Consider the following 24,832-nt stretch of genomic DNA (forward strand, 5'->3'; position numbering starts at 1 on the left):
CAATTATTCTAATCCAGCATAATTATCTTGTGGGGTTTAGCAACATACGTTCTCCATGGCTATACGGATTTTTTGAGGTGCGCGACAACAATTTGCTAAATTAATTAGTAAATAGCATCCCCAACTCGTTACTATAGACACGGGGCTGCTCTTATGCTTACATCACTTCAGGACTTCATTTCCGCCTCCCACCTCATCACTCGGGAGCTGCCCTTATTTGGGTGCGCCATCCCGGCAGGCTTCCCCTCGCCGGCCGACGACCACCTCGACGCCCCGCTCGACCTCACCAAGCACCTGTTCCGGCATCCGGCCTCTACTTTTCTGGCCCGGGTGAGCGGCGATTCCATGATTGGGGCCGGTATTCACCCGGGCGATTTGGTGGCCGTAGACCGCGCTCTGCGCCCCGATAACGGCAGCATCGTGGTGGCGGTCATTGAGGGCGAACACACCATTAAACGCCTGCAGGAACGGGGCGGTCAGCGCTGGCTGGTGGCCGAAAACGCCCGCTACCCGCCCGTGCCCGTGGACCGCGAAACCGGCCTGCTGGTGTGGGGCGTGGTGACGCACGTTATACACGCGCTGGGCAACCACCAGGTAGCGAAGTTGTAACCGGGCTTTGGCCTCCTTTCTCCTGATTTATGTACGCTCTCGTCGACTGCAATAATTTCTATGTGTCCTGCGAGCGGGTTTTTTCGCCGCACCTGGAGGGCAAGCCCGTGGTGGTGCTTTCGAACAACGACGGCTGCCTGATTGCGCGCTCGCAGGAAGCCAAGGACCTGGGCCTGAAGATGGGCGAGCCCTACCACCTGGTACGCCCGCTGCTGGAGCAGCACCAGGTACACGTGTTTTCATCCAACTACGGCTTGTATGGCGACATGAGCCGCCGCGTGGTGCGGGTGCTCAGCGAGTTCTCGGTGGGAGTGGAGGTATACTCCATCGATGAGGCTTTTCTGGACTTTCATGGTCTGTCGTTGATGGAAAATGACCTGCACGCCTACGGTGTGCGGGTGAAGGAGACGGTGAAGCGCGATACCGGTATTCCGACCTGCGTAGGCATAGCGCCCACCAAAACCCTGGCTAAACTGGCCAACCGGCTGGCCAAAAAGCACGGCACCAACGGCGTGCTGCTGCTCGACACCGAGGCCCGGTGGCAAAAGGCCCTGACCCTGACCCCCGTGGAAGACGTCTGGGGCGTAGGCCGACGCTACGCCCGCAAACTGTACGACATGGACATCCGCACCGGGGCGGCGCTGGCCGCCATGCCCGAGCACTGGATGCGCCGGCACATGGGCGGCGTGGTGGGCCAGCGGCTGTGGCGCGAGCTGCACGGCCAGTCCTGCCTGGAGTGGAACCCTGCCGAGTGGGACGAACACGACGAACTGCAGCCCTCCCACGCCAGCCGCCACAGCGTGACGTGCACCCGCTCGTTTGGCCGGCCCCAGCACGATGCTGCCGTGCTGAGCGAAGCCGTGGCCACCTTCACCGCCAAAGCCGCCGAGAAGCTGCGCAAGCACGGCGTAGTTGCGCACCTTGTGACCGTGATATTGGGCACGGATAAATTTGCAGCGACTGCGGGGCCAACCACGCACTCCGTTGCCGTAACCTTGCCCAACGCCAGCTACGACGTGAGCCTGCTCACCCAAGCGGCACTGCAGGGCCTGCACCGCCTGCGGCGCCCCGGGGTGGCTTACCACCGGGCCGGCGTGCTGTTCAGCGGCCTCGAACCGGCAGGCCAAGGTCAGTTGGGCCTGTTTGCAGGCACCGCCGCCGACCAACAGCGCAGCCAACAGCTGATGAAAACCCTGGATAACCTGAATGCCCGCTTTGGTCGCCAGGTGGTGCGGCTGGCTGCTGCTGGCGTTGCCAAAAAGCCGGATGGCAAGCCGAAGGAACCCGCCTGGGCCGGGCGGTCGGCGCACCGCTCGCCGCTGTACACCACGGGCTGGGGCGAGTTGTGGCAGCTTCGCTGAGGGGCATCGCACGGTGTAGAGACGCGTATTCGCGTCTCGTCGTCCGCGCCGTTAGGACCTCACTTCATCGTTCTGCTACTAATTGTTCAACGCCGAGACGCGAATACGCGTCTCTACATCGGCCACATATAGCCTGCCCGGCAACCGATAGCTAGGCCTATCTTTGCGCTTGAAATGAAACAAGCAGCAGCCTTATTTCTGAGCTTAATCATGTTCGTCGGTGGCCTGATGCCGCAGAACGACGTGGAGGAGCTGAGCAAGCTGCCGCAGCTTTTCCAGCACTACAAATACCATAGTTCCGCGGCGGGCGGCTCTTTGTCGCTCGGGCAATTCCTGAGTCTGCACTACGGTGCCGGCCAGGCAGCCTACAGCTGCGCCCCCGCGCCGGAGCACGAGAGACTGCCGTTTCATGGGCAGCACCAGAGTCCCAATCTGGAATATGTAGTGCCGGCTATTCAGCAGGTAGTGCACCTGCGGAAGCCGCAATGGCAGGCCCCGGCGTACCGTTTGGCGGCCGCCTTGCCTTATTCCTATGCCTTTGCGGCGGGCTTGCTGCAGCCGCCCCGAGCGTAGTTGGAATTGCGCCCCGGGAAGTAGTGTGCCCGGTTTGCTCTAAACCGAGGGCCTTACGTCCAAAATGGTAGCGGCATATGGTTCGCCACTGCCGGCAACTATAGCTTTCAATGGCGGTTTGGGCATCGTCTCTGCGCTGGCCTGTGGGCCGGCCCCTTCTTAATTATTGCTGACATTGTGCTGGCGCGCTTCGCGGCCAGCGGCAACTCTAGCCTATGCTTTCTTGGATAATTGCGGCCAGCATCCGCAACAAGCTTTTTGTGGTGTTGCTGGTCATTGGCATCATGGTGTGGGGCGGCTACTCGGTGGCGCACCTGCCGCTCGATGCCATCCCCGACATCACTAACAATCAGGTGCAGGTCATCACGCAGTCGCCCGCGCTGGCAGCGCAGGAGGTCGAGCAGCTGCTCACCGTGCCGCTCGAGCTGCAACTGCGCACGGTGCCTGGCGTGCTGGAAATCCGCTCCACATCGCGGGTGGGGCTGTCGGTTATCACCGTCGTGTTTGATGACGACATGGACACCTACCGCACGCGGCAGCTGGTGGCCGAAAAACTGAAAACCGCCGAGGGCAGCCTCAGCGCCGACATGGGTCGCCCCGAAATGGCGCCCATCACCACGGGCCTGGGCGAAATATTTCAGTATTCGCTGCGCGTGGCGCCGGGCTACGAGAAGAAGTTTTCCCTGGCCCAGCTGCGCGAAGTGCAGGATTGGATTGTGAAGCGGCAGCTGGCCGGCGTGCCCGGCGTGGTCGACGTGAGCAGCTTCGGCGGCATGGTGCGCCAGTACGAAGTGAGCGTAATGCCCGACCGGCTCAACTCGGCCGGCGTATCACTGAACGAGCTATTCCGGGCCCTGCAGGCGAACAACGCCAACACCGGCGGCTCTTACCTGGAGCGCGGCCCCAACGCCTATTTCATCCGGGGCGAGGGCCGCGTCAGCAACCTGCAGGACATTGGCAATATTGTGGTGAAGCAGGCCGGCAACACGCCGCTGTTGGTGCGCGACGTGGCCGACGTGCGCTTCGGCCACGCCGTGCGCTACGGCGCCATGACCCGCAACGGGCAGGGCGAAACTGCCGGCGGCATCGTGCTCATGCTCAAAGGCGCCAGCTCGCAGCAGACGATTCAAGGCGTGAAGGCGCAGGTGAAGAAGATTGAAAAAATGCTGCCGCCGGGCCTCACCATCGAGCCTTTTCTGGACCGCACCAAGCTCATCGACCGAGCCATTCACACCGTGAGTAAAAACCTGCTGGAGGGAGGCATCATCGTGGTGATGGTGTTGCTGCTGCTCCTCGGCAACCTGCGCGCCGGGCTGGTGGTGGCCAGCATGATTCCGCTGTGCATGCTCTTCGCGCTGGGCCTGATGCGCACCTTCGACGTGTCGGCCAACCTTATGAGTCTGGGCGCTTTGGACTTCGGCCTCATCGTGGACGGGGCGGTGATTATCGTGGAGGCCATGATATTCCAGCTCGTGCACCACCGCGCCCAGTCCGAGCACGAAACCATGGACCAGGTGGCCGAAACCGCCGCGACGCGCATGATGCGCTCGGCCCTGTTCGGGCAGCTCATCATCCTCATTGTGTACTTCCCCATTTTGGCGCTCACGGGCATCGAGGGGAAGATGTTCCGCCCCATGGCCCTCACGGTGAGCTTCGCCATCATCGGCGCCATGCTGCTGTCGCTCACCTACGTGCCGGCTGTGTCGGCGTGGGCCTTGCGCCGCGACATCAAAGAAGAAGGCACCTTTGCCGACCGGTTTATGAAGTTTCTGTACCGCGGCTACCGGCCCATCATCGAGGGCGCGCTACGCCTGCGGCTGGCGGTGGTGGGCGTGGCGCTGGGCCTGCTGGGGCTGGCCGTGGTGATTTTCCTGGGCATGGGAGGCGAGTTTGTGCCCCAGCTCGACGAAGGTGACTTCGCCGTGAATGTGACCCTCAAGCCCGGCAGCTCCCTGAGCCAGAGCATCGCCACCACCACGAAAGTGCAAAAGGTGTTGCTCGAGAAGTTTCCCGAAATAGAGCAGGTGGTAGGTAAAATTGGCACCTCCGAAATTCCCACCGACCCCATGTCGTTGGAAGACTCCGACCAGATTGTGGTGCTCAAGGACCAGAGCGAGTGGACCTCGGCCACCTCCCGCGAAGAGCTGGCCGACAAGATGCAGCAGGCCCTAGCCGGTATTCCGGGCATCACCCTGGAGTTTCAGCAGCCCATTCAGATGCGTTTTAATGAGCTTATTAGCGGCGCGAAGTCGGACATTAGCATCAAGATTTACGGCGATGACCTGGGAGTTCTCTACGAAAAAGCCAACCAGGCCGCCGCACTGATTCGTCCGTTGGCGGGAGTGGGCGACCTGAAAGTGGAGCAGGTGGTGGGCCTACCGCAGCTACGCGTCACCTACGACCGCCAGAAGCTGGCCCGCTACGGCCTGAATGTGGCCGACCTGAACACGCTGCTGCGCGCTTCTTTTGCTGGCGATGTGGCCGGCCAAGTGTACGAAGGTGAGCGCCGCTTCGACCTCGTGGTGCGCCTCGATTCCTCGCAGCGCCGCGGCCTCACCGACCTCAACAACTTGTACGTAGACTTGCCCAGTGGCCAGAAAGTCCCGCTAGGGGAGGTGGCGACGGTGGCTTTCCGCAACGCGCCCGCGCAAGTTTCGCGCGACAACGCCGCCCGCCGCATCAACATCGGCGTGAACGTGCGCAACCGCGACGTGGAAAGCCTAGTGGACGATATTCAACAGCAGCTCGCCCAAAAACTGACTCTGCCCACCGGCTATTCCATTGCCTACGGCGGCCAGTTCGAGAACCTGCAGCAGGCCAAGGGGCGGCTGCGAATTGCCGTGCCGGTGGCGCTGCTGCTCATTTTCCTGCTGCTCTACCTGTCGTTCCGCTCGGTGAAGCAGGCGGGCTTGATTTTTACGGGTATCCCGCTGGCGGCCATTGGCGGCATTGCGGCCTTGTGGCTGCGGGGAATGCCGTTTTCCATCTCGGCGGGGGTGGGGTTCATCGCGCTGTTTGGGGTGGCCGTGCTGAACGGCATTGTGCTGGTGGCCAGTATCAACGATTTTGCCCGGGCGGGTATCACCTCGGTGCGCAAGCGGGTGGTGCTGGCCACCGCCGAACGCTTCCGCCCGGTGCTGCTCACGGCGGCGGTGGCCTCGCTGGGCTTCCTGCCTATGGCCCTGTCGAACTCGGCCGGAGCGGAAGTGCAAAAGCCCCTGGCCACGGTGGTTATTGGCGGGCTGATTTCGGCCACTTTGCTTACGCTGGTGGTGCTGCCAGTGCTCTACACGCTGTTTACCCGCGACGGCGAGCCCAGCCCCACCGATGATGATGAGTTGCCCGAACCCCCAGCCGCGGCCCGGCAGCCTATGGCAGTTGGCACCGGGCGGCTTACCAGCCTGCTGTTGGTGTTTGGCCTGATGCTAATGGCTGGAAGCCGGTCTGCCCGAGCGCAAACCACTCCTCCCAGCGTCAGCGATGGCCAGCCTCTGACCCTGGCGCAGGCCCTGCAAACGGGCTTGCAGCAAAGCCTGCAGCTCCAAAGCTCGTCGCTGGAAGTGCAGCGCCAGCGCGCCCTCACGCGCACTGGCTACGATGTGCCGCGCACCCTGGTGGATGTGCAGTACGGGAAAATCCAGGGGCCTTTTAACGACCGCAGCATCAACATCATCCAGCAAACCTCGCTGCCAAATGTGTACGCGGCCCAGCGCAAGCTGCTGGAAGGCCAGACCCTCACCGCCGAGCAGCGCGCCCGCCTGCAGCGCCGCTTGCTGACCCAGGACATCCGCGGGGCCTACTACCGACTGCTCACCGACCACCGCCGCCTCAGCCTGCTGCGGCGTCAGGACAGCCTGTACCGCCGGGCGGCCCGGGCGGCCAGTGTGCGCTACCGCACCGGCGAAACCAACCGCCTGGAGCAAGTATCGGCCGCCGCCCGCTCCCAGGAGCTGCAAAACCGACTGGCCACCCTCCGGATGCAGCTGCAGGTGCAGCGCCAGCAACTGGGCGTGCTGCTCAACACCGGCGGGGCAGTCAGCATCGACACCACGGCGCAGCTGCTGGCCCCGTTGGCGGCCGCCGATACAGCCGGCCTCACCGCCGCCACCAACCCAACGCTGGGCTTATTAGAACAGGAAGTAACCGTGAGCCAGCAGCAAACCAAAGTAGAGCGACTGCGCCGCCTGCCCGATATTCGGGCGGGCTACTTCAACCAGTCCATCAACCAAGAGGGCGGCTTCCAGGTGGGGCAGCTGGGCGTGTCGTTGCCACTGCTGGGTGGGGTGCAGAAGAACCGCGTGGCCGCTGCTCAAATCGGCGAGCAGGTGGCCGCTGCCCAGCTCACGTATGCCACGGCCCAGCTGCAGGGACAGCTGCGGGGCCTGCGGCTGCAGTTAGCCCGCGCTCAGGCCTCGCTCACTTATTACGAACAAACCGCGCTGCCCCAGGCCCGCCTGATTCTGAGCACTGCCGAAAAAGTCTTCCGCGCCGGCGAAATTGATTACGTGACCTACGTGGTGAATACCGAGCCCGCCTGGCAAATCCAATCCGCCTACCTCGACCAAGTCGGGCAATACAATGAGTTCGTCATCGCGCTGCAGGCCTTGGCCGGCACCGATAGCCAATAGCCCGTTCGGGTACCCCATTTTTGCTACTATCCAATGTCATATTTTCAGTTTTCTTCACTTTCTCAGCTTGCTAAGCCCAACTCGAGTTCTGCCTACGGCCTCCAGCGGTCAGGGCTTGGACTCGCGATAGCACTGCTGCTAGCCGGAGGCGCGCTGCCGGCCTGCCAGAGCAAGGGCGAGCCGGCCGCTGTGCGGGAAACCCCAACGGCCCAGCCTGCGGCCAAGGCAGGCGAGCTCACCCTGAGCCCGGCTCAGTTTGCCGCGGCGGGCATCGAGACGGGTAGCTTCATCTACAAAAACATGACTTCCGACGTGCAGGCCAACGGCATGGTGGACGTGCCCCCGCAGAACCACGTGTCCATCAGCGCGGTGATGGGCGGCTACGTGCAGCAGGTGAAGGTGCTGCCCGGCCAGCAGGTGCGCAAAGGCGCTGTGATAGCCGTGCTCCGCCACCCCGACTACCTCAAGCTGCAGCAGGAGTACCTGCAGGCTCGCGCCCGCCTGCAGTTTCTGCGGCAGGAGCTGCAGCGCCAGCAAACCCTCGACGCCGAGGACGTGGGCGCTAAGCGCAAGCTGCAACAGGCTCAGTCGGAGTTCCAGAACGAGCAGGCCACGGAAAGCTCCCTGGCCGGCCAGCTGCGCCTGCTGGGCCTCGCGCCCGAGCGGCTCCGCGCCACATCGCTCACCCCCAGCGTATCGCTCACCGCGACCATTGGCGGCTACGTGAAGGCCGTCAATATCAACCCCGGCCAGTTCGTGAATCCGCAGGACGTGCTGGTGGAGGTAGTAGACCGCTCCGACCTGCACCTCGAGCTGAAGGTGTTTGAGAAAGACATTGCCCGGGTGCAGAAGGGCCAGCGCGTGCTTTTCAAAGTGCCCAACAGCGGCCTGAACCAGGAACTCGAAGCCGAGGTATTCCTAGTCGGGCAGACCTTCGACGACGAGGCCCGGACCGTGCGGGTGCACGCCCATTTGCACAATACAAAAGTTATGCTGCTGCCCGGCCAGTACGTGGCGGCTCACATCCAAACAGCCGGCGCCCGGCACCGCACCCTGCCCGAAGAAGCCGTGATTCAGGCCGGCGAGCTGAGCTATATTTTCGCCCGCCAGGGCTCCGCCAGCAGCCACCGCTTCCGCCGCTACCAGGTGAAGACGGGCCCCGCGCAAAACGGCGACGTGGCCATCACTCCCCTGGAGGCCCTGCCCGATACCACGCAGCTGGTTCGCCGCGGCGCCTATTTTCTGGAAGCTGAACTAACGAAAGGGCGGGATGAATAGGAGGCAGCCTGCTCAACTGTCATAGTGAACTATAGTACCTTCTCTAGCGCACCACCACTGCACGGGTAAGCACGCGGCTAGCACCCACCGCCCGCACTTGGTACACGCCCGGCGGCAGCCCTGCCAGGTTTGCTTCCGCTTGCCGGCCACGCGTTGACAGGCTGATTACTGGTCGACCCGTTAGGTCGAGGACCTGCACAGTTGCGGGGCCAAAGCCCTCGGGCAATTCCAGTTGCAGAGGCCCGTTGGTGGGGTTGGGGTAAGCGCTGAAGGCCGGAGCAGACACGGCCAACTTCGTGGGCAGGGGCATAGCAAAGGCTCGCGACGCGGCGTCGGCGGCGGCCTGTAGCCGCAGCAACGACGGCGCCGACATCATGGCAAACGTCACCGTGGCCGAGTCGCCGGGTGCCAGCTTGGCTAGGCGGGCACCTACTACCTGCGAGACATCGGCGCCGGCGGGCAGGCCCGCCGTGCGTTGGCTAGAGCCGCTGCTTAAGGTGAGGAATTTCTCGGCTGGCGAGAAGCCATCGGCTAGGCGCACCGGTGCGCCAGCGGGCGCGTTGTTATCAAAAGAGTACACCGTGGGAGAGCCTCCGCGCAACAGCTGCACGCCAGCATAGGAAGCGGGCAGGCTGGGTGCTGGCAGCCCCAGGGAGTAGGTATAGCCCAGAGAGCGAGTGCTGTCCCAGGCGGCGGCGTTGCGTGCCGAGCCGTCGGACGTAGGCATGTCCCAGTCCATAAACAAGCCGGCGTAAAGAGGCTTGAGAGTATCGGCCGTAATATTCTTCAGAGTGTATTCCAGCACCACAAAATCGCGGCGGTTAGGGCTGGCCCACGCAAAAGCGCGCTGGCGCACGGCCACGCCCACGCTCCGGGCGAGGCTGCCGGCCACGGGGATGCTATCCTGAAACAGGGCGCGGGCCTCCTGGTCGGCGCGGGGGCCGGGCTGCACCCGTACTACTTGCGCAGTGCTGAAAAACGACTGCCGGCTTTGCCCGGCCCGGGTCCGGAGGCGGTCCGATACGCGGGTGGGGCTGGTGGCTAGCAGCAGGCCACCTTCGCTCAGGATGTTGCCGCTGCCGCGGTAGGTAACGCCTGCGCCTACGGTGCCCATCAGGTTGTCATAGGCCAGGTTGCCGCGGCTGGTCAGCGTCACGGACATGTCGTTGCCATCGAGCACCACGTAATCGGGGTTGAGCATGACATCGACGAACTGGTCGAATTGAAAGCCGCCCGCACCGGTTAAGCGGTAGCGCAGCGTGGCCTTGGTATTGAGCGGAATGCCGCTGCTGGCTACCACCAGCCGAAAAGGAGTGGTGGTGTTGATGGTGCGAGCCAAGCTGGCAAGGTTGCCCGCCGCAAAGCTGCCCTGCCGCACCACTATGTAGGGCGTAAGTGAGGTCACCGTAATGGTGAGGTCGGAGATGGGCTGCAGCAGGTTTTGCACACTCACCACCAGTCGGACAGAATCGCCGGGCAGGTACACGGAGCGGGCCGGCGCGAAGGTGCTCGCGAGTACACGGGCCTCCTGCAGATTGGTTTTGGTCAGGGCTTTGAACACATTGAGTCGGCCCGTGCCCAAGCGCTTAGCCCACGCGCTGTTTACCGGTAGCTCGTCGATATTATCGGTCGACTGACGCAGTTGGGCTGCTACCTGGGCTGCCGTAAACTGCGGAAACTGCCACCGCACCAGAGCCGCTGCTGCTGCTACCAACGGCGCTGCAAATGAAGTGCCGCCCACTGCATCGTAATCGGCATCGGCCGGCCCGCCTCTCCACGTGGCGTGGTAGCCCGATACGGTGAGGATGCTGACGCCTGGCGCCACTAGGTCTACGCGGTGGCTGAAGGTGGCGCTGGGGCTTTTTTGGTCGGTGCTGCTCACGCCCGATACCGACAACACATGGTCGTAGGAAGCAGGATAAAACCGCAGGTCAGCATTGGTGTTGCCGGCTGCGGCGACCAGCACGGCGTCGCGGTTCACGGCGGCGTAGGTCATGGCATCCTGCTCGTAGCGCGAGTAGCCGCCCACAGCGCCCCAACTCATGTTGATAACCCGGCAGTTGTGGTCGGCCGCGTATATCACCGCTTCTACTCCGGCAAAACTGCCATTGGGGGTATTGGGGTAAATGTTCAGGGGAAGAAACCGGCATTTATTACCCAAACCGGCAATGCCTACCCCATTATCGGTATGCGCCGAGGACACGCCGGCCACCTGCGAGCCGTGTGTGATGTTGATGTCATAGCCGGGGTCGTTGTCGTCGTTGGCCAAGTCCCAGCCGTTGAAATTGTCCACGTAGCCGTCGCCGTCGTCGTCGATGCCATTGACGGGGTCGGCGTAGTTGTATTTAATCTGCCGACGCAGGTCTTCGTGGGTAAGCCGCACCCCACCATCGGTGATGCCGATGACGATGGAGCTGTCGCCCCTTGTAATGTTCCAGGCCCGGTAGGCCTGAATCTGCTTTAGGTAAAACTGACTGGTGGCCAAGCTGGTGAGCGTGGAATCAGCCATAGGGTCGTTGGGTTGGTACTGCGGCTGGCGGATGTAGAGAGGCTCCACGTATTCGACCAAGCCAGTGCCCAGCAGCACGGCCCGGGCACGGTCGAGGCTGAGAGTAGCAGGCACTTGCAGCTGATAGATGCCGCGCAGCTCTACGCTTCCCGGCTTCTCGGGACTAGGGGCAATGGCGCGTGGAAATTTCTGCTGCGCGTTGCTGGCGTTCAGCGTGCGAAGAGCAGTTTCCAACGCCGCTACCGGCTGGCCTGGTTTCAGCTTTAGCACCAGCCGGCCGGGCACCGTTGGTGGGTTAGCTGCTGCCTGTGTTGGCCAGCCTAATCCAATGAAAACCAGGAAAAATAACAAGCGTAGAGTTTTATCCATCGAATAAAAATAGAAGAGCTAGGCTGTAGCAAATAGTGGGAGTAAAGATACCGTAATACGGAGTTATTAAGGTGTTGGTGCGCCGGGTGAATTCGAAAAGTCGGGGGATGATAAAAAGGGCTGGCTGAAAGGATTATTGGTTGCCAACAATCGAGGCTAAGCACCGGTCTTGCGTTCTTTTACCTACGATGTCCGCGGCAGGGTCGGGCGCCTTGCTGTAACTTGCGGCGCGGCGCTTCCGCCGTTCATTCGTCACTTTCCATACTACGTCCCACCCCCGATGATTGCTAAGCACCAAGCCACTCTCGATGCCGCTGTGCAGGCCCTGCACGGGCGCACGTTCTTTGCCGCATTTCCCGAAAACCCATCCCCCGAAATCTACGGGGCTGACGCCGATGCTCAGGGCCGCGAGAAATTCGCCGCCATGCGCGGCCAGCACTTTGCCGAACTGTTGCAGGACGAGCCTCAAGGCTGGGCCGGCCAGGAAGAATCGCCCTACGAGCAGCAGTCGCTCGACATCAAATACCCATTCTACGAGCCCGCAACCCTTATCAAAAATGCCCAAGGCGGTTTTGATGAGTGGCGCAAGCTCAAGCCAGCCCTGCGTGCGGCCCTGCTCACCGAGGCCCTGGAGGGCATGAAGAGCCGCTTTTTTGAAATTGCCTACGCTACCATGCACACCACGGGGCAGGCCTACATGATGTCGTTTCAGGCCAGCGGCCCCCACGCCGCCGACCGCGCCCTCGAAGCCATTGCGGCCGGCTACGAAGAGCAAACCCGCTTTCCCGAAGACACCCGCTGGGAGAAGCCCATGGGCAAGTACAGCATCTCGCTGAACAAGACCTGGCGCGCCGTGCCCAAGGGCCTGGCCCTGGTTATTGGCTGCTCCACGTTCCCGACCTGGAACACGGTGCCCGGCATGTTTGCCTCGCTCGTAACCGGCAACCCCACCATCATCAAGCCGCACCCCAAGGCGGTGCTGCCCATCGCCATTGTGGTGGCCGAGGTGCAGAAGGTGCTGAAGGAGCACGGCCTGAACCCCTGCATCTGCCAGCTGGCCGTGGATGCTGATGACCGCCTTATCACCAAGGACCTGGCCGAAGACCCCGCCATCAAGCTGATTGACTACACCGGCGGCTCGCAGTTTGGCGAGTACGTGGAAAGCCTCAAGGGCAAAACCGTCTTCACCGAGAAAACCGGTGTCAACAGCATCATCATCGACAGCTGCGACGACCTCGACAAGGTGGCCCAAAACCTGGCCTTCTCCGTCAGCCTCTACTCGGGCCAGATGTGCACGGCCCCGCAAAACTTCTTCATCCCCGAAGCCGGCGTGAAAGTGGGCGACGCCCTGGTTCCTTACGAGGAAGTAGTGCAGAAAATTTCGGCCGCTGTCATCGGCCTGGCTACCAACCCCAAGGCGGGCCCGCACGTGTTTGGCGCCATCCAGAACCCTGCTACGCACGACCGGGTGAAGCAGCTGGCCTTCGACGGCGGCCGCAGCATTCTGGCCCACGGCACCGTAGACAACCCCACGTTCAAGAACGCCCGCACCTGCTCGCCTAGCATTTTTGAGGTCGACGCCAGCCGCGTCGAGCAGTACAGCCAGGAGCTGTTCGGGCCCATCATGCTGGTTATCAAAACCAAGAACACCCAGGAAAGCGTGCACCTGGCTGCCCAGCTAGCGCGCGAGCACGGCGCCATTTCGTGCGGTGCCTACACCACCGACCCTGCCATGAAAGAGCAAATCATGGATGAGATGAGTCTGGCCGGCACGCCCGTCAGCTTCAACCTCACGGGCGGCATCTACGTGAACCAGAACGCCGGCTTCTCCGACTTCCACGTGACTGGCGGCAACCCCGCCGGCAACGCCAGCTTCACTAACCCCGAGTTTGTTATCAAGCGCTTCACCTGGGTTGGCTTCCGCGAGCCAGCATTGGGCTAGTTAGTTGCTAGTTGTCAGTTGTTAGTGGTGGAGTTCTTATCCCTGACAACTAGCTACTGACACAAAAAAGGGCCGCCGCTTCAGTTGAAGCGGCGGCCCTTTTTTGTTTAAACTCCTTTGGTCCACTTATAATTTTTAGCGGCCTTGGTGGTTTTGAATCTCTCTTGTTTTCTGGGGTTTAGGTCGATGGTGGGGCGAATGTTGTTCACCGGCCGGAAGCGCATTTTGGTGGCTTTGCCTCTGGATGATTCAGAAGCGTGCTCGTAGTGATGCTTGGCTTTCAGGCGGGGTTTCTTTCCTTGGCCTTGAGCATAAGAGGCTGTTGTGGCAAGGAAAGGGAAGAGCAGCAATAAGAGTAACTTTTTCATGGCGAGTAAAGGCTAAAGCATAGGGGTCAGTGGGAAATAACCGGAGCCCAGACCGAGTGATAATCAGCCTGAACCATTCCTTGAAACGCAGATATTTGCCAGGGGGTTGCGATATTCCGGATTGACTGCTGTGCTTACAAAATTTTGCGCAAGTCTTCGCGCAGGCTTTCGATGCCTTGCCGAATTTGGCCCCAGATGCCATGCTCCGACCCGTCGGTGGACGTGGGGGCCGAGCCTAACTGCTCGGCTAGGCGGGCGCGCTTGGCTTCGAGGGCTTCGGCGTGGGCCTGGTAGGTATTGGGCGAGCCGGCAGCAGTGGCGTGGGCTCGATTGTGCAGGGTCCGGATTTTGGCGTCTAGTTCGGCCAGGGCTTGGTGTAAGTCGTGTGCCGAAAGCTGGGGCGGGCGCTGGGCATCAGGGCCGGGGGTGCTGGACATGGGAATGAAGGAAAAGGCGTTGGTAAATGAAGCTGCTTGTTGTACTGCCTTCGGCTTCGAAAAGATGCCTCAGCAGCCTGCTGCTTGCGGCCAGCCAATGTTACCAACATAAGCGCAACAAAAGGATAATTCTAAGCGAATTGGGCCAGTTATAGATGCTAATAGCTTTGTGCGGTTGAATTTTATCTGGAAAGGCGTATGCTGCGATATTTTACCCTAACCTGTGTGTTGGTGGCTACAATGGCGGGGCAGGCCAGTAGCCAGACGGCCTCGGTAGCCGCTGCGGCTCCCGGCTCTGAGGGCGGCCCCACCACACCAGCTACGCCGCCGGCTGCGCCCACCGTCTACTTCACGGCCGACGAGATGCCGGCTTTCCCGGGAGGCGACGTGGCCCTGCTGAAATTTCTGGCCAGCAGGCTTAAATACCCAACAGCGGCCCTCGACCGTAGCCTTTCGGGCAAGGTCTACCTCACCTTCACCGTCGACCCCGAAGGCCGCCTGCACAACCCGCACGTGGTGCGCGGCCTCGGCTACGGCCTCGATGAGGAGGCCCTGCGCCTCGTGCGCCTCATGCCCTGGTGGAACCCCGGCAAAATCAATGGCCAGCCCGTGTGGGTTACTCTCACCATGCCTATCAACTTCCGAGCACTTTGAGACATTTGATATTTAACAGTTAGCATTTAACAATAAACACTTCATCGGAACACGCCCGAAGAGCTGTTAACTGGCAGTTGTTAAATGCTAATTGTTAAATATTAATTGTCAAACGTTCGGGGAACGCCGGCTTCGCGAGCTAGTGGGGCGGCGCCCGACTGCCACAGCGCGGCCAGTACGGCATTGGCGGTTTCGGCTAGTTCTACGTGGTAGTCTTCGTGGAGGCGGGCGGTCTGTTTCAAGGCCTCGTGGGTGCGTTTGGTGAGGTGCTGGAGCAGGGGCTGGGTGGGGCCGTGCAGCCGCGCCGTGATATCGGGTTGGTGCCGAAACACGTTGGCTAGCAGGCGCCAGCTGAGTTCGGTTTCGCCATACACGTCTTCGGTGATTTTGGCGTGGTAGGCGAGGCGCGCCTGCAGCTGCCGCAGAATCACGAGCAAGTCGTTGGGCGTTTGGTGGAAGCCGCGCACGGGGTCGTCGACTTGGGCGCGCAGCACGGCCCGGCGGGTTTCCAGCGCGTCGGGGCCTTCGAGTAGGCGGTAGGCCAGCTGCTCGGTGAGGATGGTGTCTTGGGCCACGAGGCGGGCCAAAAGCTGGTCTTTTTCCTTTTGAGGGAGCTGAAAGAGAGCTTTGCGCAGGTCTGGTGGGAGAACGGGCATGCTTTGTCCGTGGGAATGTAGAATCTCAAAATTATGAGCGTAATAATTCACGCCAGCGCTGGCCCGTACTCCAAAGCCCTAACGCCGCTATTGTCATCAGAAGCAAAACAATCAGAAGCAAAACACTTAACCAGCACTCACATGATGTTAATGTTTTGGAAACGGAAGTATGAAGAATAGCTTAAGCTAACTCACTTCTATGAATATCAAATGCGTTGGAAAGCGAAGGTGTTGGCAAATCATTTAGACAAGCTGTTCAGTAGATACTCTCCATCGTTTGGTATTGGATATGCCGTAGTCTCGCATAAGTATAAGCGTATAAAGTAACAGGCCCATGATGTATGTCGAGCCGGTACTTTTGCACCTTTTCGCGGTTCATTAAATCCAGCGCAAAAACTAAATCCTTAAAACGAGCCGTAGAGGCAAATCTGATGCGTACACCACCGTCCTGGGCTGAGTCTGCCATCATGGCTTGTATTAGACCTATTGTTCGCTCCTGCTCGCGCGCGTCGGTAACCGGATTTCCTAAAAAGGAAGCTTCACGCCAAGTCCGGAATGCTTGTAGCTCAGTAACAGACATGAGCTGTGGTGCATCGTAATTATTGCATTGATTTAATGGTAGATGCTTTGGCAGAAGCACAAGCTGCATAATCATCTTCCTGCTCAATTTTCCCTGCCAAAGGTTTACAGTCAAGCACCCCAGCCACAGCAGTCCCGCCAACGCCAGCAGGCCCGGTGGAAACAGCAGCTTGCGCCGATAGCGGCGTGGCAGGTGAAAGCGCATAAGCAGGTGGTTCAAAACCCAACGGTTAGCTGAAAACGCTACCAGCTAGCCGCTTAGTCTATCAGCGTCAGGTTATACGTCAGGCCCAGGCGAAACCCGTTGTTGAACTCATACACCGGGAAGCCGGTGCGAGGGTCGGGGTCGAAGTGGTGGGTAATCTGGTTGAGGTACTGGAACTCCAGGCGGAAATTGTCGTGAACGCGGTAGCCCAGGCCGCCGCCAATGCGGTTTTGGTTGAAGACGTTGGTGGTGATTTCGCGGCCGAAGTTGAGGAAGACTTCATCGAAGGCGGTGAGGTACCATTCGCCGTCGTCGAGGGTGGGGCCTTGCAGCGGGAAGGCGAGGGCCAACTGGTAGCGGACGCGGTTTTGGCGGTTCCACACGGCCGAGTTGCCCAGGCTGCCGCTGGCGCCGGGCACGCCAATCCAGCGTTGTTCGAGCCGTATCCGCTGCTCGAGAGCGAAGCGGCCCACCTCGTCGCTCAGCTCCACGTCTTCGTAGAAGCGCTGCTCGGGATAGCTGCCGGCATCGGCCACGGGGTGGTCGCCGTAGGGGTGGGTGACGAGGCGGGTGTAGCCGCCGCCCACTTTAAACCGGGGCATTACCTTGTAGGCAAAGCCCGCGCGCAGCAGCGACTGCTGCCGGTCGGTGATGAAGTTGATGCGGCGCAGCTGGTACTCGGTGTGAATCTGCCAACGCTCGCCCAACGCGTGGTCGCCCTCGTACACATACCAGCCGATGGCGTTGAAGTCGTTGATGCGGCTAACCTGGGCTGCGGCCGGCCGCGAAACCAAGCTGCCAGCGGCTGCCAGCAGTGGCAGGAGAATTTTCATGCGGCAAGATGCCACCGAATGCGCCGACACATTGCCCGCACGGCCACCGGGCCACCGCTAACAGCTTGGGCGCTGCTTATCCTTTTTGTGCCAACCGGCGCAGCTGCCGCAGCTCCGAACCCCTGGTATAGCGCAGCTGCTGATGGCGCGAGCAAACATCGGTGGCGTAGTAGGGAGCGACTTTTTTTACGGCCCCACGCGGATTAGCATCTTCAGTAACGGCGTAGGCATACATGAGCCGTTCGGTTCCCACGGCCAGATTCACGCCGCAAGAAGTATTGTCGCTGATGACCTGCACTTCCGTGCCTGTCTGCTGTCCCTTAATTAATTGAATGACAGCAAACGTGTAGCGCACGGCTGCGCGTCGCGACGTAATCACGGTGTCTTGCCCCGAAACCAGGGACCGAACGTGCGCGGTGTCGGTGGTGGTAATTGGCTCGGCCCGCACCAGGCGGCCTGTAAAAACAAGCGCCGCCTGCTCGTATTCTTTGGAGATTTTGGCCTTCTCAGAAATGCGTTCGGAAACGCAAGAGCACGCCCACGCGGGCAACGAGAACCATAGCAGGCAGCAGACGAGAAAAGTCGTTTTCATACAAACATTAAAAGGCAGGTGGTGCGCCAGCCCCCAGTATTGGGCTGCGATGGAAGGATGCCGGTAACGTCGCTATTGCATAAAATGCCTCGGAAAAAAGCTGCCGGGCCGGCCCAATACATTTCACCGGCGGCAGCGTGTTGCCAAGCGGCAAAACTGCTTGAGGCGGCTGAGCGAATTGGCCGCCGTCTTCGATTCGTTTGGCAGGGAAAATCTGGCGGGCAGGCCTGGCCTATATTTACCAAGAACTGACTCTTTATAGCCGCCACGTAAGCCCGGAAAAGCTGGTCGACGAGGCGGCTAACCTCTAGCTGCAGCAGGCCCTTCCGTTAACGAGCAAGTAGGGGAGTGGGCCTGGGGCGCGCAACTTCTGCCTGTATTTTGGCCCCGCCAAGATATTGTGCAGGTGCTGCATAGCCGGCTGCCTTCTACCGTTTCTAAGCTTGCTTGCCTACTTGTATGCCCGTTACGCCGGTCCCGTCTCCGCTCTGCTCTCTTCCCGCCGACCAACTACTTGGCGACCTGCTGGCCGTTTCCATGACCGGGGTCATCTACTACACGCCCCTCTATGACCCCAGCGGCACGGGCGGAATCGTTGACTTCACCTTCGAGTACCTCAACCCCGCCGCCCAGCGCATGATGCGCATGCCCGAGGTGCCCACCCTCACGCACAACGAGCAGTGGCCCCACAGCCGCCAGCAGGGCACCTTCGGCTTCCACGTCGACGCCTTCGAGTCCGGCGAGCCCCGCGAGTACAACATCAATTATCAGCACGACGGCTACGACAACTACTACCGCCTAGCCGCCCGCCGCTCGGGAAACGGCCTGCTGGTGAGTTTCACCGATACCGCCGACCAACCCCGCAGCCCCGTGGAGGTGGCGCTACGCGAAGCCCAGACCCGCGAGAAAGCTGCCCGCGCCGAAACCGAAGCCGAGCGCCAGCGCCTCCACGACATCATAATGGAGCTGCCCGCCAGCATGGCCATCCTCGCCGGGCCGGACCTCACGTTTGCCCTCGTCAGCCCCGGCTACCAGCAGCTCTTTCCCACCCGCGCCCTCCAGGGCCTGCCCATGCGCGAGGCCCTGCCGGAGCTGGTGGGCCAGTCCCACTTGGGGATGCTCACGCAAGTGTATCAAACGGGCAAGCCCTACTACGGCACTGAGCTGGAAACCTGGGTGGACTTTGCCGGCACGGGCCAGCCCCAGTGCCGCTACTTTAATGTGTTTTTTCAGGCGCTGCGTACCCCCGATGGCCTAATCGATGGCGTCCTGAATTTTGCCTACGAGGTCACGGAGCAAGTAGAGGCCCGGCAGCAGCTCGTCGAGCTCAACCAGGAGCTGGAAGCCAGGGTGCAGGCGCGCACGGCTGAGCTGCAGGAAAGCGAAGCCCGGTTTCGCATCATGGCCGATGCCGCGCCCAACCAGGTGTGGGCCGTGAACCCCGATACCACCATCCGCTACGCCAACCAGGCTTTTCTGGACTTTGTGGGCGTGTCCCTGGAAGAATACGTGACCACGGGCTGGGAAGCTTTTCTGCCTGCCGAGGAACTGGAGCTGGCCCAAACCACCTTGGAAACGGCTATCAGCAACCGTACGCTGTACGTACTGGAGCACCGCATGCGCCGCCACGACGGGCAGTACCGTTGGCTGCAGGCCCAGGGGGCGCCCAGCTTCTACCCCAACGGCGACCTGTACGGCTACGTGGGCTCGGCCATCGACATCACCGACCTTAAGCAGGCCAATGAGCGCCTGACCCGCACCAACCAGGACCTGGACAGCTTCGTGTACGCGGCCTCGCACGACCTGAAGCAGCCCGTCAACAACCTCATGGGCCTCTTCGACGAGCTACGCCGTGGCATCACCTTTGCCGACCTTGCCGAGGAGGAACTGCTGGTGCCCCTGGTGCAGGAAGCCCTGCAGCAGCTGGGCCGCACCATCGACGACCTGGCCGCTCTGGGGCAAGCCCAGCAGGCTGGCGGCGCGCCGGCCGAGGAAGTTTCCCTGGCCGACCTGATGGAAGAAGTGCTGAACACGCTCGAGCCGCAGGTGCGCGCCGCCCGGGCCCGCATCACGGCCGACTTTGCGGCGCGGCCCACCGTGGCCTTTGCCCGGGTGAACCTGCGCACCATTATGCTCAACCTGCTCAGCAATGCCCTCAAATATGCCGACCCGGCGCGGCCCGCCCGCATCCACGTTTCGGTGTGGACAGAGCACGAACAGCCCGTGCTGGTGGTGGAAGACAACGGCCTGGGGTTCGACGCGGCCCGGTACGGCCCGGAGCTGTTTCATCTTTTCCGCCGCTTTCACCACCACACGTCGGGCTCGGGCGTGGGGCTCTACTTGGTAAACCGCATTGTGCAGGCCCACGGCGGCCGCATCGAAGTCGACAGCGCGGAAGGGGAGGGCGCCACGTTTCGCGTGCTGTTGGGGCGAACCTAAGCGGCCCGGCGTTTTGCCCCGGTGCCCAGCCGCCTGAGGCGGAAAGGAAACCGGAATTAAACGGCTGCCTCCTATGCAGGGGCAGGCAGCGTAATGGTGAACGTGGTGCCCACGCCCAGCTCACTCTGCACCGCGATGGTGCCCCCGGCGTTTTCCACCATGCGCTTGACCATGTAGAGGCCAATGCCCGAGCCCTCGACGTGGTCGTGCAGGCGGCTGAACAGGCCGAAAAGCTGGCCCTGCTGTCCCTCGGAGAGGCCCAGGCCGTTGTCTTGCACGTCGAGCACTATGGTTGTGCCGGTGCTGCGGCACCGCAGCCGCACCTCGGGCGGGCAGCCGGGGCGCTGGTACTTAACGGCGTTGCTGAGCAGGTTGTAAACAATGCTGCGCAGGTTTTGGGGAGCGAAGGAAATGCTGGGGCAGGTCGCTACCTCCACCTCGATACGGGCCTCGGCAGCGACTAATACGGCCCCCAAATCCAGGCGGATGTCTTCGACCAGGGTGGCTAGGTCTACGGTGGCGGCGGGCTGGGTGTGGGCCCGCTGAATCCGCGACACGTCGGTGAGCTGGGCAATGGTGAGCTTGAAGCGGTCGACGGCGAGCTGCATGCGCTCGAGCATGGCCGGCACTTGGCCAGCCTGCTTGGCGGCGGCGGGCAGCTCTTCGTTCAAGGCGTACAATAAGCCTTCGAGGTTGCTGATGGGAGCCTTCAGGTCGTGCGAGGCGGTGTAGACAAACGTGTCGAGGTCGGCGTTGGTGCGCGTGAGCTGGGCGTTGGCGGTGGTCAGCTCCGCGTTGGCCTGGGCCAGCTGCTGCCGGGTGTTCACCTGCTCGGTTACGTCGGTGCCAAACACGGAAATGCCCGCTGGCTGTCCGCCTTCCTCAAACCGGTGGTAAGTGAAATTGAAGTAATGGCGCTTGGCCGGCTGGCCGTCGAGCTGGTCGAGGTCGGCGGGCACTTCGACTCCTGCACCCGGCTTGCCGGTGGCGTACACCTGGTCGAGGAGGGCCACGAAACCCTGCGTGGCCGCGTCGGGCAGCACGGTAGCCAGGGGCTGCCCCAGTAGCTGGCGCCCCGGAAACACCCGTTCCTGGGCCGCGTTGCAGTACTCAAAGCGGTGCTCGGGGCCCCGCAGCAGGGTGAGCAGGGCCGGGGTTTGCTCGAACACCTGATGAAAGGCTTCGCGCTCGTGCAGCTGCCGTTGGGTGGCGGCCAGCGCCTCGGCCTGCAGGGTTTCGTTGAGGCGCCGGGCCAGCACGGCTTCGGTCACGTCGTAGGCAAACAGGGACACGCCCACGACGTGGCCGTGCTCGTGGTAGGCATCGCAGGAAAAAGTAAAGTACCGGGTGCGGGCGGCTTCCCCTGCGGGTGGAGCCAGGGTCAGCGGGGTCTCGACGCCGAAATAGGAAGTGCCGGAACGGTACACGCCGTCGAGCCGCCCCACCAGGCCCAGGGCCACGGTTTCGGGGTACCAATCGGCCACGGACTGGCCAAGGGGCAACGTGTGCCCAGGAAAGAGCTCTTGAAAGGCAGGGTTTGCGTAGTCGAGTTGGTGGGTCGTGCCGCGCAGAATGCACACGGCGGCCCGGGTCTGGCCCAGAAAGCGCTCGAGGCTGGCGCGCTGGTGCCCTGCCTCGGTTTGGGCCGCCAGCGCAACCTGAGCACTGGCCAGCACTTGGGCTTCCAGGTTTAGGTTGTGGGCTTGTAGAGCAGACTGGTCGTGCTGCAACTCGGCGTTGCTGGTGAACAGGCCCTCGTTGGCAGTATTCAGGGCGTCGTTGACGGCGGTCAGCACTTGGTTTTGCTGCCGCACCTGCTCGTGGGAGCCAGCAGAAGCGAGAGGGGAGGTGGAGGTCCCAAAGAGAGAGGAGAGCATAACGGCGCAGCAGGCGCCAGGGGAAAACAGTAGCCAGGAAAGCAGTGGCGAAAACTACGGGCGGGGAAGGGCCGACGGCCGCACTAAGGCGGCGGAGGGGCCTCCGTCCGGGGATGGGAGGCAGGCCGGGCGGCCGTCCACGCGAACCCAGCAAGTTGGTATACGGGGGCCGCCGAACAATGAACGGGAACGGCAAAAGCCGAACCTTGAATGAGGCCTATTTCATTTGCTATGAGCAGCCCGTGAGCCTGCGCGCTGCGCCATTCTATGTGCGGAACTGACGCGCGAGAACACGCCCGTACCCAACCCCGGAGCTAGGTGGTCGGCCCACGCCCCGTTGCGCCACCGGGAGGGCGCGACAAGCCCTCGTGCAGGCCGGGGCCAAGCCCGACAGTGCCCGGATTAGATGGAGGTTCAGACCAGCGAGCTTGGCAAAAGGGCAACCGCGGTACTTATAATTTTCGGGCAAAGCTGCTTGGCGGGCAAACCATGCAGTGCCCACCAGGGTATAGAATAAGCCCTTACATGCTTTTCCGGTCGGGCTGACCGGCCGCCGGCCGGTAACCTGCGTGCACTCAGCAATCAGTGCTGACCAGCGGCCGGCTGGGACTTTCCAACTGCTAACTCCACTTTCTACTCCAATTGGTTCTTCTTATGGAAACTCTCCCTACCAAAGCGTACGGGGCCACTGGCTCCCTGTTCAGCAAACTGGCCCCGATGGAAATCGAGCGCACCCCGCCCCAGGCCGACGAAGTGCACATCGACATTCTCTACTGCGGCGTGTGCCACTCCGACCTGCACCAGGTGAAAAACGACTGGCACAACACCATTTACCCCTGCGTGCCCGGCCACGAAATCATTGGCCGCGTGGTGGAGGCGGGCAGTGCCGTCACCAAATTCAAGACCGGCGACTTGGTAGGCGTGGGCTGCATGGTTGACTCCTGCGGCACCTGCAGCTCCTGCCGCGAGGGCGAGGAAAACTACTGCGAAGGCCCCGTGAGCTGGACGGCGACCTACAACGGCTACATGAAGCCGCAAAACAAGGACTTCAACACCTTTGGCGGCTACTCCACCAACATCGTGGTGAAGGAAGCGTTTGTGCTGCGCATCCCCGACACGCTGGACGTTCAGGCCGCGGCCCCAATCCTGTGCGCGGGCATCACCACCTACTCGCCCCTGAAGCACTGGAATGTGGGCCCGGGCCAAAGCGTGGCCGTGGTGGGCATTGGCGGGCTGGGCCACATGGCTGTGCAGCTGGCGCGGGCCATGGGCGCCACCGTCACGGCCGTCACGCGCAACAAAGACAAGCAAGCCGATGCCGAAAAGCTGGGCGCACACGAGGTGCTGATTTCTTCGGACAGCGAGGCCATGGAAGCGCACGAGCTGCAGTTCGATTTTATCCTCATCACCATCCCGGACGCTTTCGAAGTAAACGACTACGTGAAGCTGGCCAAGCGCAACGGCGTCATCGTGACGGTGGGCCTGATTGGGCCCTACAAGGCGCCGCTCGACAACCAGGAAATGGCCATGCACCGGCGCTCGGTGGCGGGCTCCGTCATCGGCGGCATTGCCGAAACCCAGGAAGTGCTCGACTTCTGCGCCGAGCACCGCATTCAGCCCGAGGTGGAAATCATTGCCATGCAGGACATCAACGACGCCTTCGATAAGATGATGGACGAGGAAGTGCGTTTTCGCTACGTCATCGACATGCAGTCATTGAAGGACGCGCAGTAAGGCTCTTTTGAGTCGGCTACGGCAGCTCTTTTACTCCTGCGTTGGCTCAGCCCGCCCCGCTCGCGCACCTGCCGGGCGCGGGGCGGGCTTTCGCTTCGCAGCATCATGTTTCCTACACTTTGCCCATGTCTTTGCCCCTGAAACCCGAATTTCCACTGGCCCTGCAGACCGGCGACCTGGCCCCGGATTGCGAGCTGCCCGACGGCTCGCGCCTGACGGAGCTGCGCGGCCGGCCCGTTGTGCTGGCCTTTGCACCCGACACCTGGGACCCCACGCTGGCCCACCAGAGCGAGCTGTTTGCGCAGCTGTTGGCGGAGTTTGGCAGCGGAGCCGCGTTCGTAGATGCTGCCGCTGATGAGTGGCACGCGCTGGATTGCCGTGGGGAACTGGCCGAGCGGTTTGGCGTCGTTGGCAAGCGGGCTCTCTTTCTGCTCGATGAGCAAGGCATAGTGCGTTGGAAAACCGTGGTGGAGCCCGGCGAAGACCTGCGGCCCGGCCCGGTGCTGGCGGCTCTGGAGGCACTGCACCCGCCAACCCCTGCGGCGGCGTCCCCCGCAACCGGGGTTCTGGCCAGTGGGCTCACGCGCCGCACGTTTGTGACGGCCACCCTGGCCGCGGCCGCATTGCTACTGCTACCAGGCTGCCGCACGGAGTCGTCCGACACGAACGAGCAGGCAGCCACGGGCTCAGCTGATGGAGCTGGCAGCGGCAACGGCCTCCTAGCCGTCACGCTGCGCATCAACGACAAAAATTATCCCCTGCAGCTCGACCCGCGCGTGACCTTGCTAGACGCCCTGCGCGAACATCTGCACCTAACCGGCACCAAGAAGGGCTGTGACCACGGCCAGTGCGGTGCCTGCACCGTGCACCTAAACGGGCAGAGCGCCCTCTCGTGCCTGACGCTGGCCGTGATGAGCCAGGGCCAGGAAATTACCACCATTGAAGGCCTTTCTACCGGCGAGGCGCTGCATCCCATGCAGGCCGCTTTTCTCAAGCACGACGCGTTTCAGTGCGGCTACTGCACACCGGGCCAGATTATGGCGGCCACTGCGCTGCTGCAGGACCAGACCACCCGCACCGGCTCGGCCGTGGAGCTGCGGGAAGCCATGAGCGGCAACCTGTGCCGCTGCGCTGCCTACCCCAACATCCTCGCCGCCATTCAGGAAGTGCAGCGCGCCTAACCCCCGAC

Annotated in this window: 18 protein-coding genes; 10 read left to right on the forward strand and 8 right to left on the reverse strand. The window is 62.0% G+C overall.

Annotation, left to right across the window (positions count from 1 at the left end):
• Positions 1-153: 153 nt before the first annotated feature.
• From BMZ66_RS14110 to BMZ66_RS14130, 5 genes are all read left to right on the forward strand, one after another.
• Positions 154-609, forward strand: coding sequence for a LexA family protein (locus tag BMZ66_RS14110; protein ID WP_092674517.1), 456 nt, complete (start codon positions 154-156; stop codon positions 607-609).
• Positions 610-638: 29 nt separating this feature from the next.
• A complete protein-coding gene (locus BMZ66_RS14115) occupies positions 639-1,970 on the forward strand; it encodes a Y-family DNA polymerase (protein WP_092674521.1) in 1,332 nt (443 codons plus the stop codon).
• A 174-nt stretch (positions 1,971-2,144) separates the two neighbouring features.
• Entirely contained in the window at positions 2,145-2,543 is a 399-nt protein-coding gene (locus BMZ66_RS14120) for a hypothetical protein (RefSeq protein WP_143080214.1), read from the forward strand.
• A gap of 215 nt (positions 2,544-2,758) precedes the next feature.
• Positions 2,759-7,171 carry a CusA/CzcA family heavy metal efflux RND transporter gene (locus BMZ66_RS14125; protein WP_092674529.1) on the forward strand — a complete coding sequence of 1,471 codons (4,413 nt, stop codon included), beginning with the start codon at positions 2,759-2,761 and terminating at the stop codon, positions 7,169-7,171.
• A gap of 189 nt (positions 7,172-7,360) precedes the next feature.
• A complete protein-coding gene (locus tag BMZ66_RS14130) occupies positions 7,361-8,449 on the forward strand; it encodes an efflux RND transporter periplasmic adaptor subunit (RefSeq protein WP_177204727.1) in 1,089 nt (362 codons plus the stop codon).
• Between the two features lie 43 nt (positions 8,450-8,492).
• Here the strand turns inward: BMZ66_RS14130 and BMZ66_RS14135 are convergent, their stop codons facing one another.
• Entirely contained in the window at positions 8,493-11,327 is a 2,835-nt protein-coding gene (locus BMZ66_RS14135) for a S8 family peptidase (protein ID WP_092674535.1), read from the reverse strand.
• Positions 11,328-11,607: 280 nt separating this feature from the next.
• Between BMZ66_RS14135 and paaN the strand changes: the two genes are divergently transcribed.
• Complete coding sequence (gene paaN / locus BMZ66_RS14140) at positions 11,608-13,269, forward strand: phenylacetic acid degradation protein PaaN (RefSeq protein ID WP_092674538.1); 1,662 nt, start codon at positions 11,608-11,610, stop codon at positions 13,267-13,269.
• Between the two features lie 107 nt (positions 13,270-13,376).
• Here the strand turns inward: paaN and BMZ66_RS14145 are convergent, their stop codons facing one another.
• The gene (locus BMZ66_RS14145; RefSeq protein WP_092674541.1) at positions 13,377-13,637 is read right to left on the reverse strand and encodes a hypothetical protein; all 261 of its coding nucleotides are present in this window, start codon (positions 13,635-13,637) and stop codon (positions 13,377-13,379) included.
• A 134-nt stretch (positions 13,638-13,771) separates the two neighbouring features.
• Positions 13,772-14,074, reverse strand: coding sequence for a sll1863 family stress response protein (locus BMZ66_RS14150; protein ID WP_092674544.1), 303 nt, complete (start codon positions 14,072-14,074; stop codon positions 13,772-13,774).
• Between the two features lie 198 nt (positions 14,075-14,272).
• Here BMZ66_RS14150 and BMZ66_RS14155 point away from each other — a divergent pair, with 198 nt between their 5' ends.
• The gene (locus tag BMZ66_RS14155) at positions 14,273-14,728 is read left to right on the forward strand and encodes an energy transducer TonB (protein WP_092674547.1); all 456 of its coding nucleotides are present in this window, start codon (positions 14,273-14,275) and stop codon (positions 14,726-14,728) included.
• 101 nt (positions 14,729-14,829) lie between these two features.
• On the opposite strand, the gene BMZ66_RS14160 is transcribed toward BMZ66_RS14155, so the two are convergent.
• The 4 genes from BMZ66_RS14160 to BMZ66_RS14175 all read right to left on the reverse strand — a co-directional run bounded on the left by BMZ66_RS14160 (position 14,830) and on the right by BMZ66_RS14175 (position 17,593).
• Positions 14,830-15,384: a hypothetical protein gene (locus BMZ66_RS14160; RefSeq protein ID WP_092674550.1), complete on the reverse strand. Its 555-nt coding sequence runs from the start codon at positions 15,382-15,384 to the stop codon at positions 14,830-14,832.
• Between the two features lie 256 nt (positions 15,385-15,640).
• Positions 15,641-16,168 carry a hypothetical protein gene (locus BMZ66_RS14165; protein WP_092674553.1) on the reverse strand — a complete coding sequence of 176 codons (528 nt, stop codon included), beginning with the start codon at positions 16,166-16,168 and terminating at the stop codon, positions 15,641-15,643.
• Positions 16,169-16,221: 53 nt separating this feature from the next.
• Positions 16,222-17,001 carry a DUF2490 domain-containing protein gene (locus BMZ66_RS14170; protein WP_092674556.1) on the reverse strand — a complete coding sequence of 260 codons (780 nt, stop codon included), beginning with the start codon at positions 16,999-17,001 and terminating at the stop codon, positions 16,222-16,224.
• Positions 17,002-17,077: 76 nt separating this feature from the next.
• Complete coding sequence (locus BMZ66_RS14175) at positions 17,078-17,593, reverse strand: hypothetical protein (protein WP_143080215.1); 516 nt, start codon at positions 17,591-17,593, stop codon at positions 17,078-17,080.
• A 459-nt stretch (positions 17,594-18,052) separates the two neighbouring features.
• On the opposite strand from BMZ66_RS14175, the gene BMZ66_RS14180 reads away from it, so the two are divergent.
• Positions 18,053-20,032 carry a PAS domain-containing protein gene (locus BMZ66_RS14180; RefSeq protein ID WP_092674562.1) on the forward strand — a complete coding sequence of 660 codons (1,980 nt, stop codon included), beginning with the start codon at positions 18,053-18,055 and terminating at the stop codon, positions 20,030-20,032.
• Between the two features lie 71 nt (positions 20,033-20,103).
• Here BMZ66_RS14180 and BMZ66_RS14185 read toward each other — a convergent pair whose 3' ends face one another.
• Positions 20,104-21,909, reverse strand: a complete 1,806-nt coding sequence (locus BMZ66_RS14185; protein ID WP_092674565.1) for a sensor histidine kinase — start codon at positions 21,907-21,909, stop codon at positions 20,104-20,106.
• Positions 21,910-22,563: 654 nt separating this feature from the next.
• Between BMZ66_RS14185 and BMZ66_RS14190 the strand changes: the two genes are divergently transcribed.
• A complete protein-coding gene (locus BMZ66_RS14190; protein ID WP_092674568.1) occupies positions 22,564-23,643 on the forward strand; it encodes an NAD(P)-dependent alcohol dehydrogenase in 1,080 nt (359 codons plus the stop codon).
• 125 nt (positions 23,644-23,768) lie between these two features.
• A complete protein-coding gene (locus BMZ66_RS26440; RefSeq protein WP_092674888.1) occupies positions 23,769-24,824 on the forward strand; it encodes a 2Fe-2S iron-sulfur cluster-binding protein in 1,056 nt (351 codons plus the stop codon).
• Positions 24,825-24,832 lie beyond the last annotated feature (8 nt).

The sequence above is a fragment of the Hymenobacter arizonensis genome, assembly GCF_900115775.1.
Taxonomy (GTDB): domain Bacteria; phylum Bacteroidota; class Bacteroidia; order Cytophagales; family Hymenobacteraceae; genus Hymenobacter; species Hymenobacter arizonensis.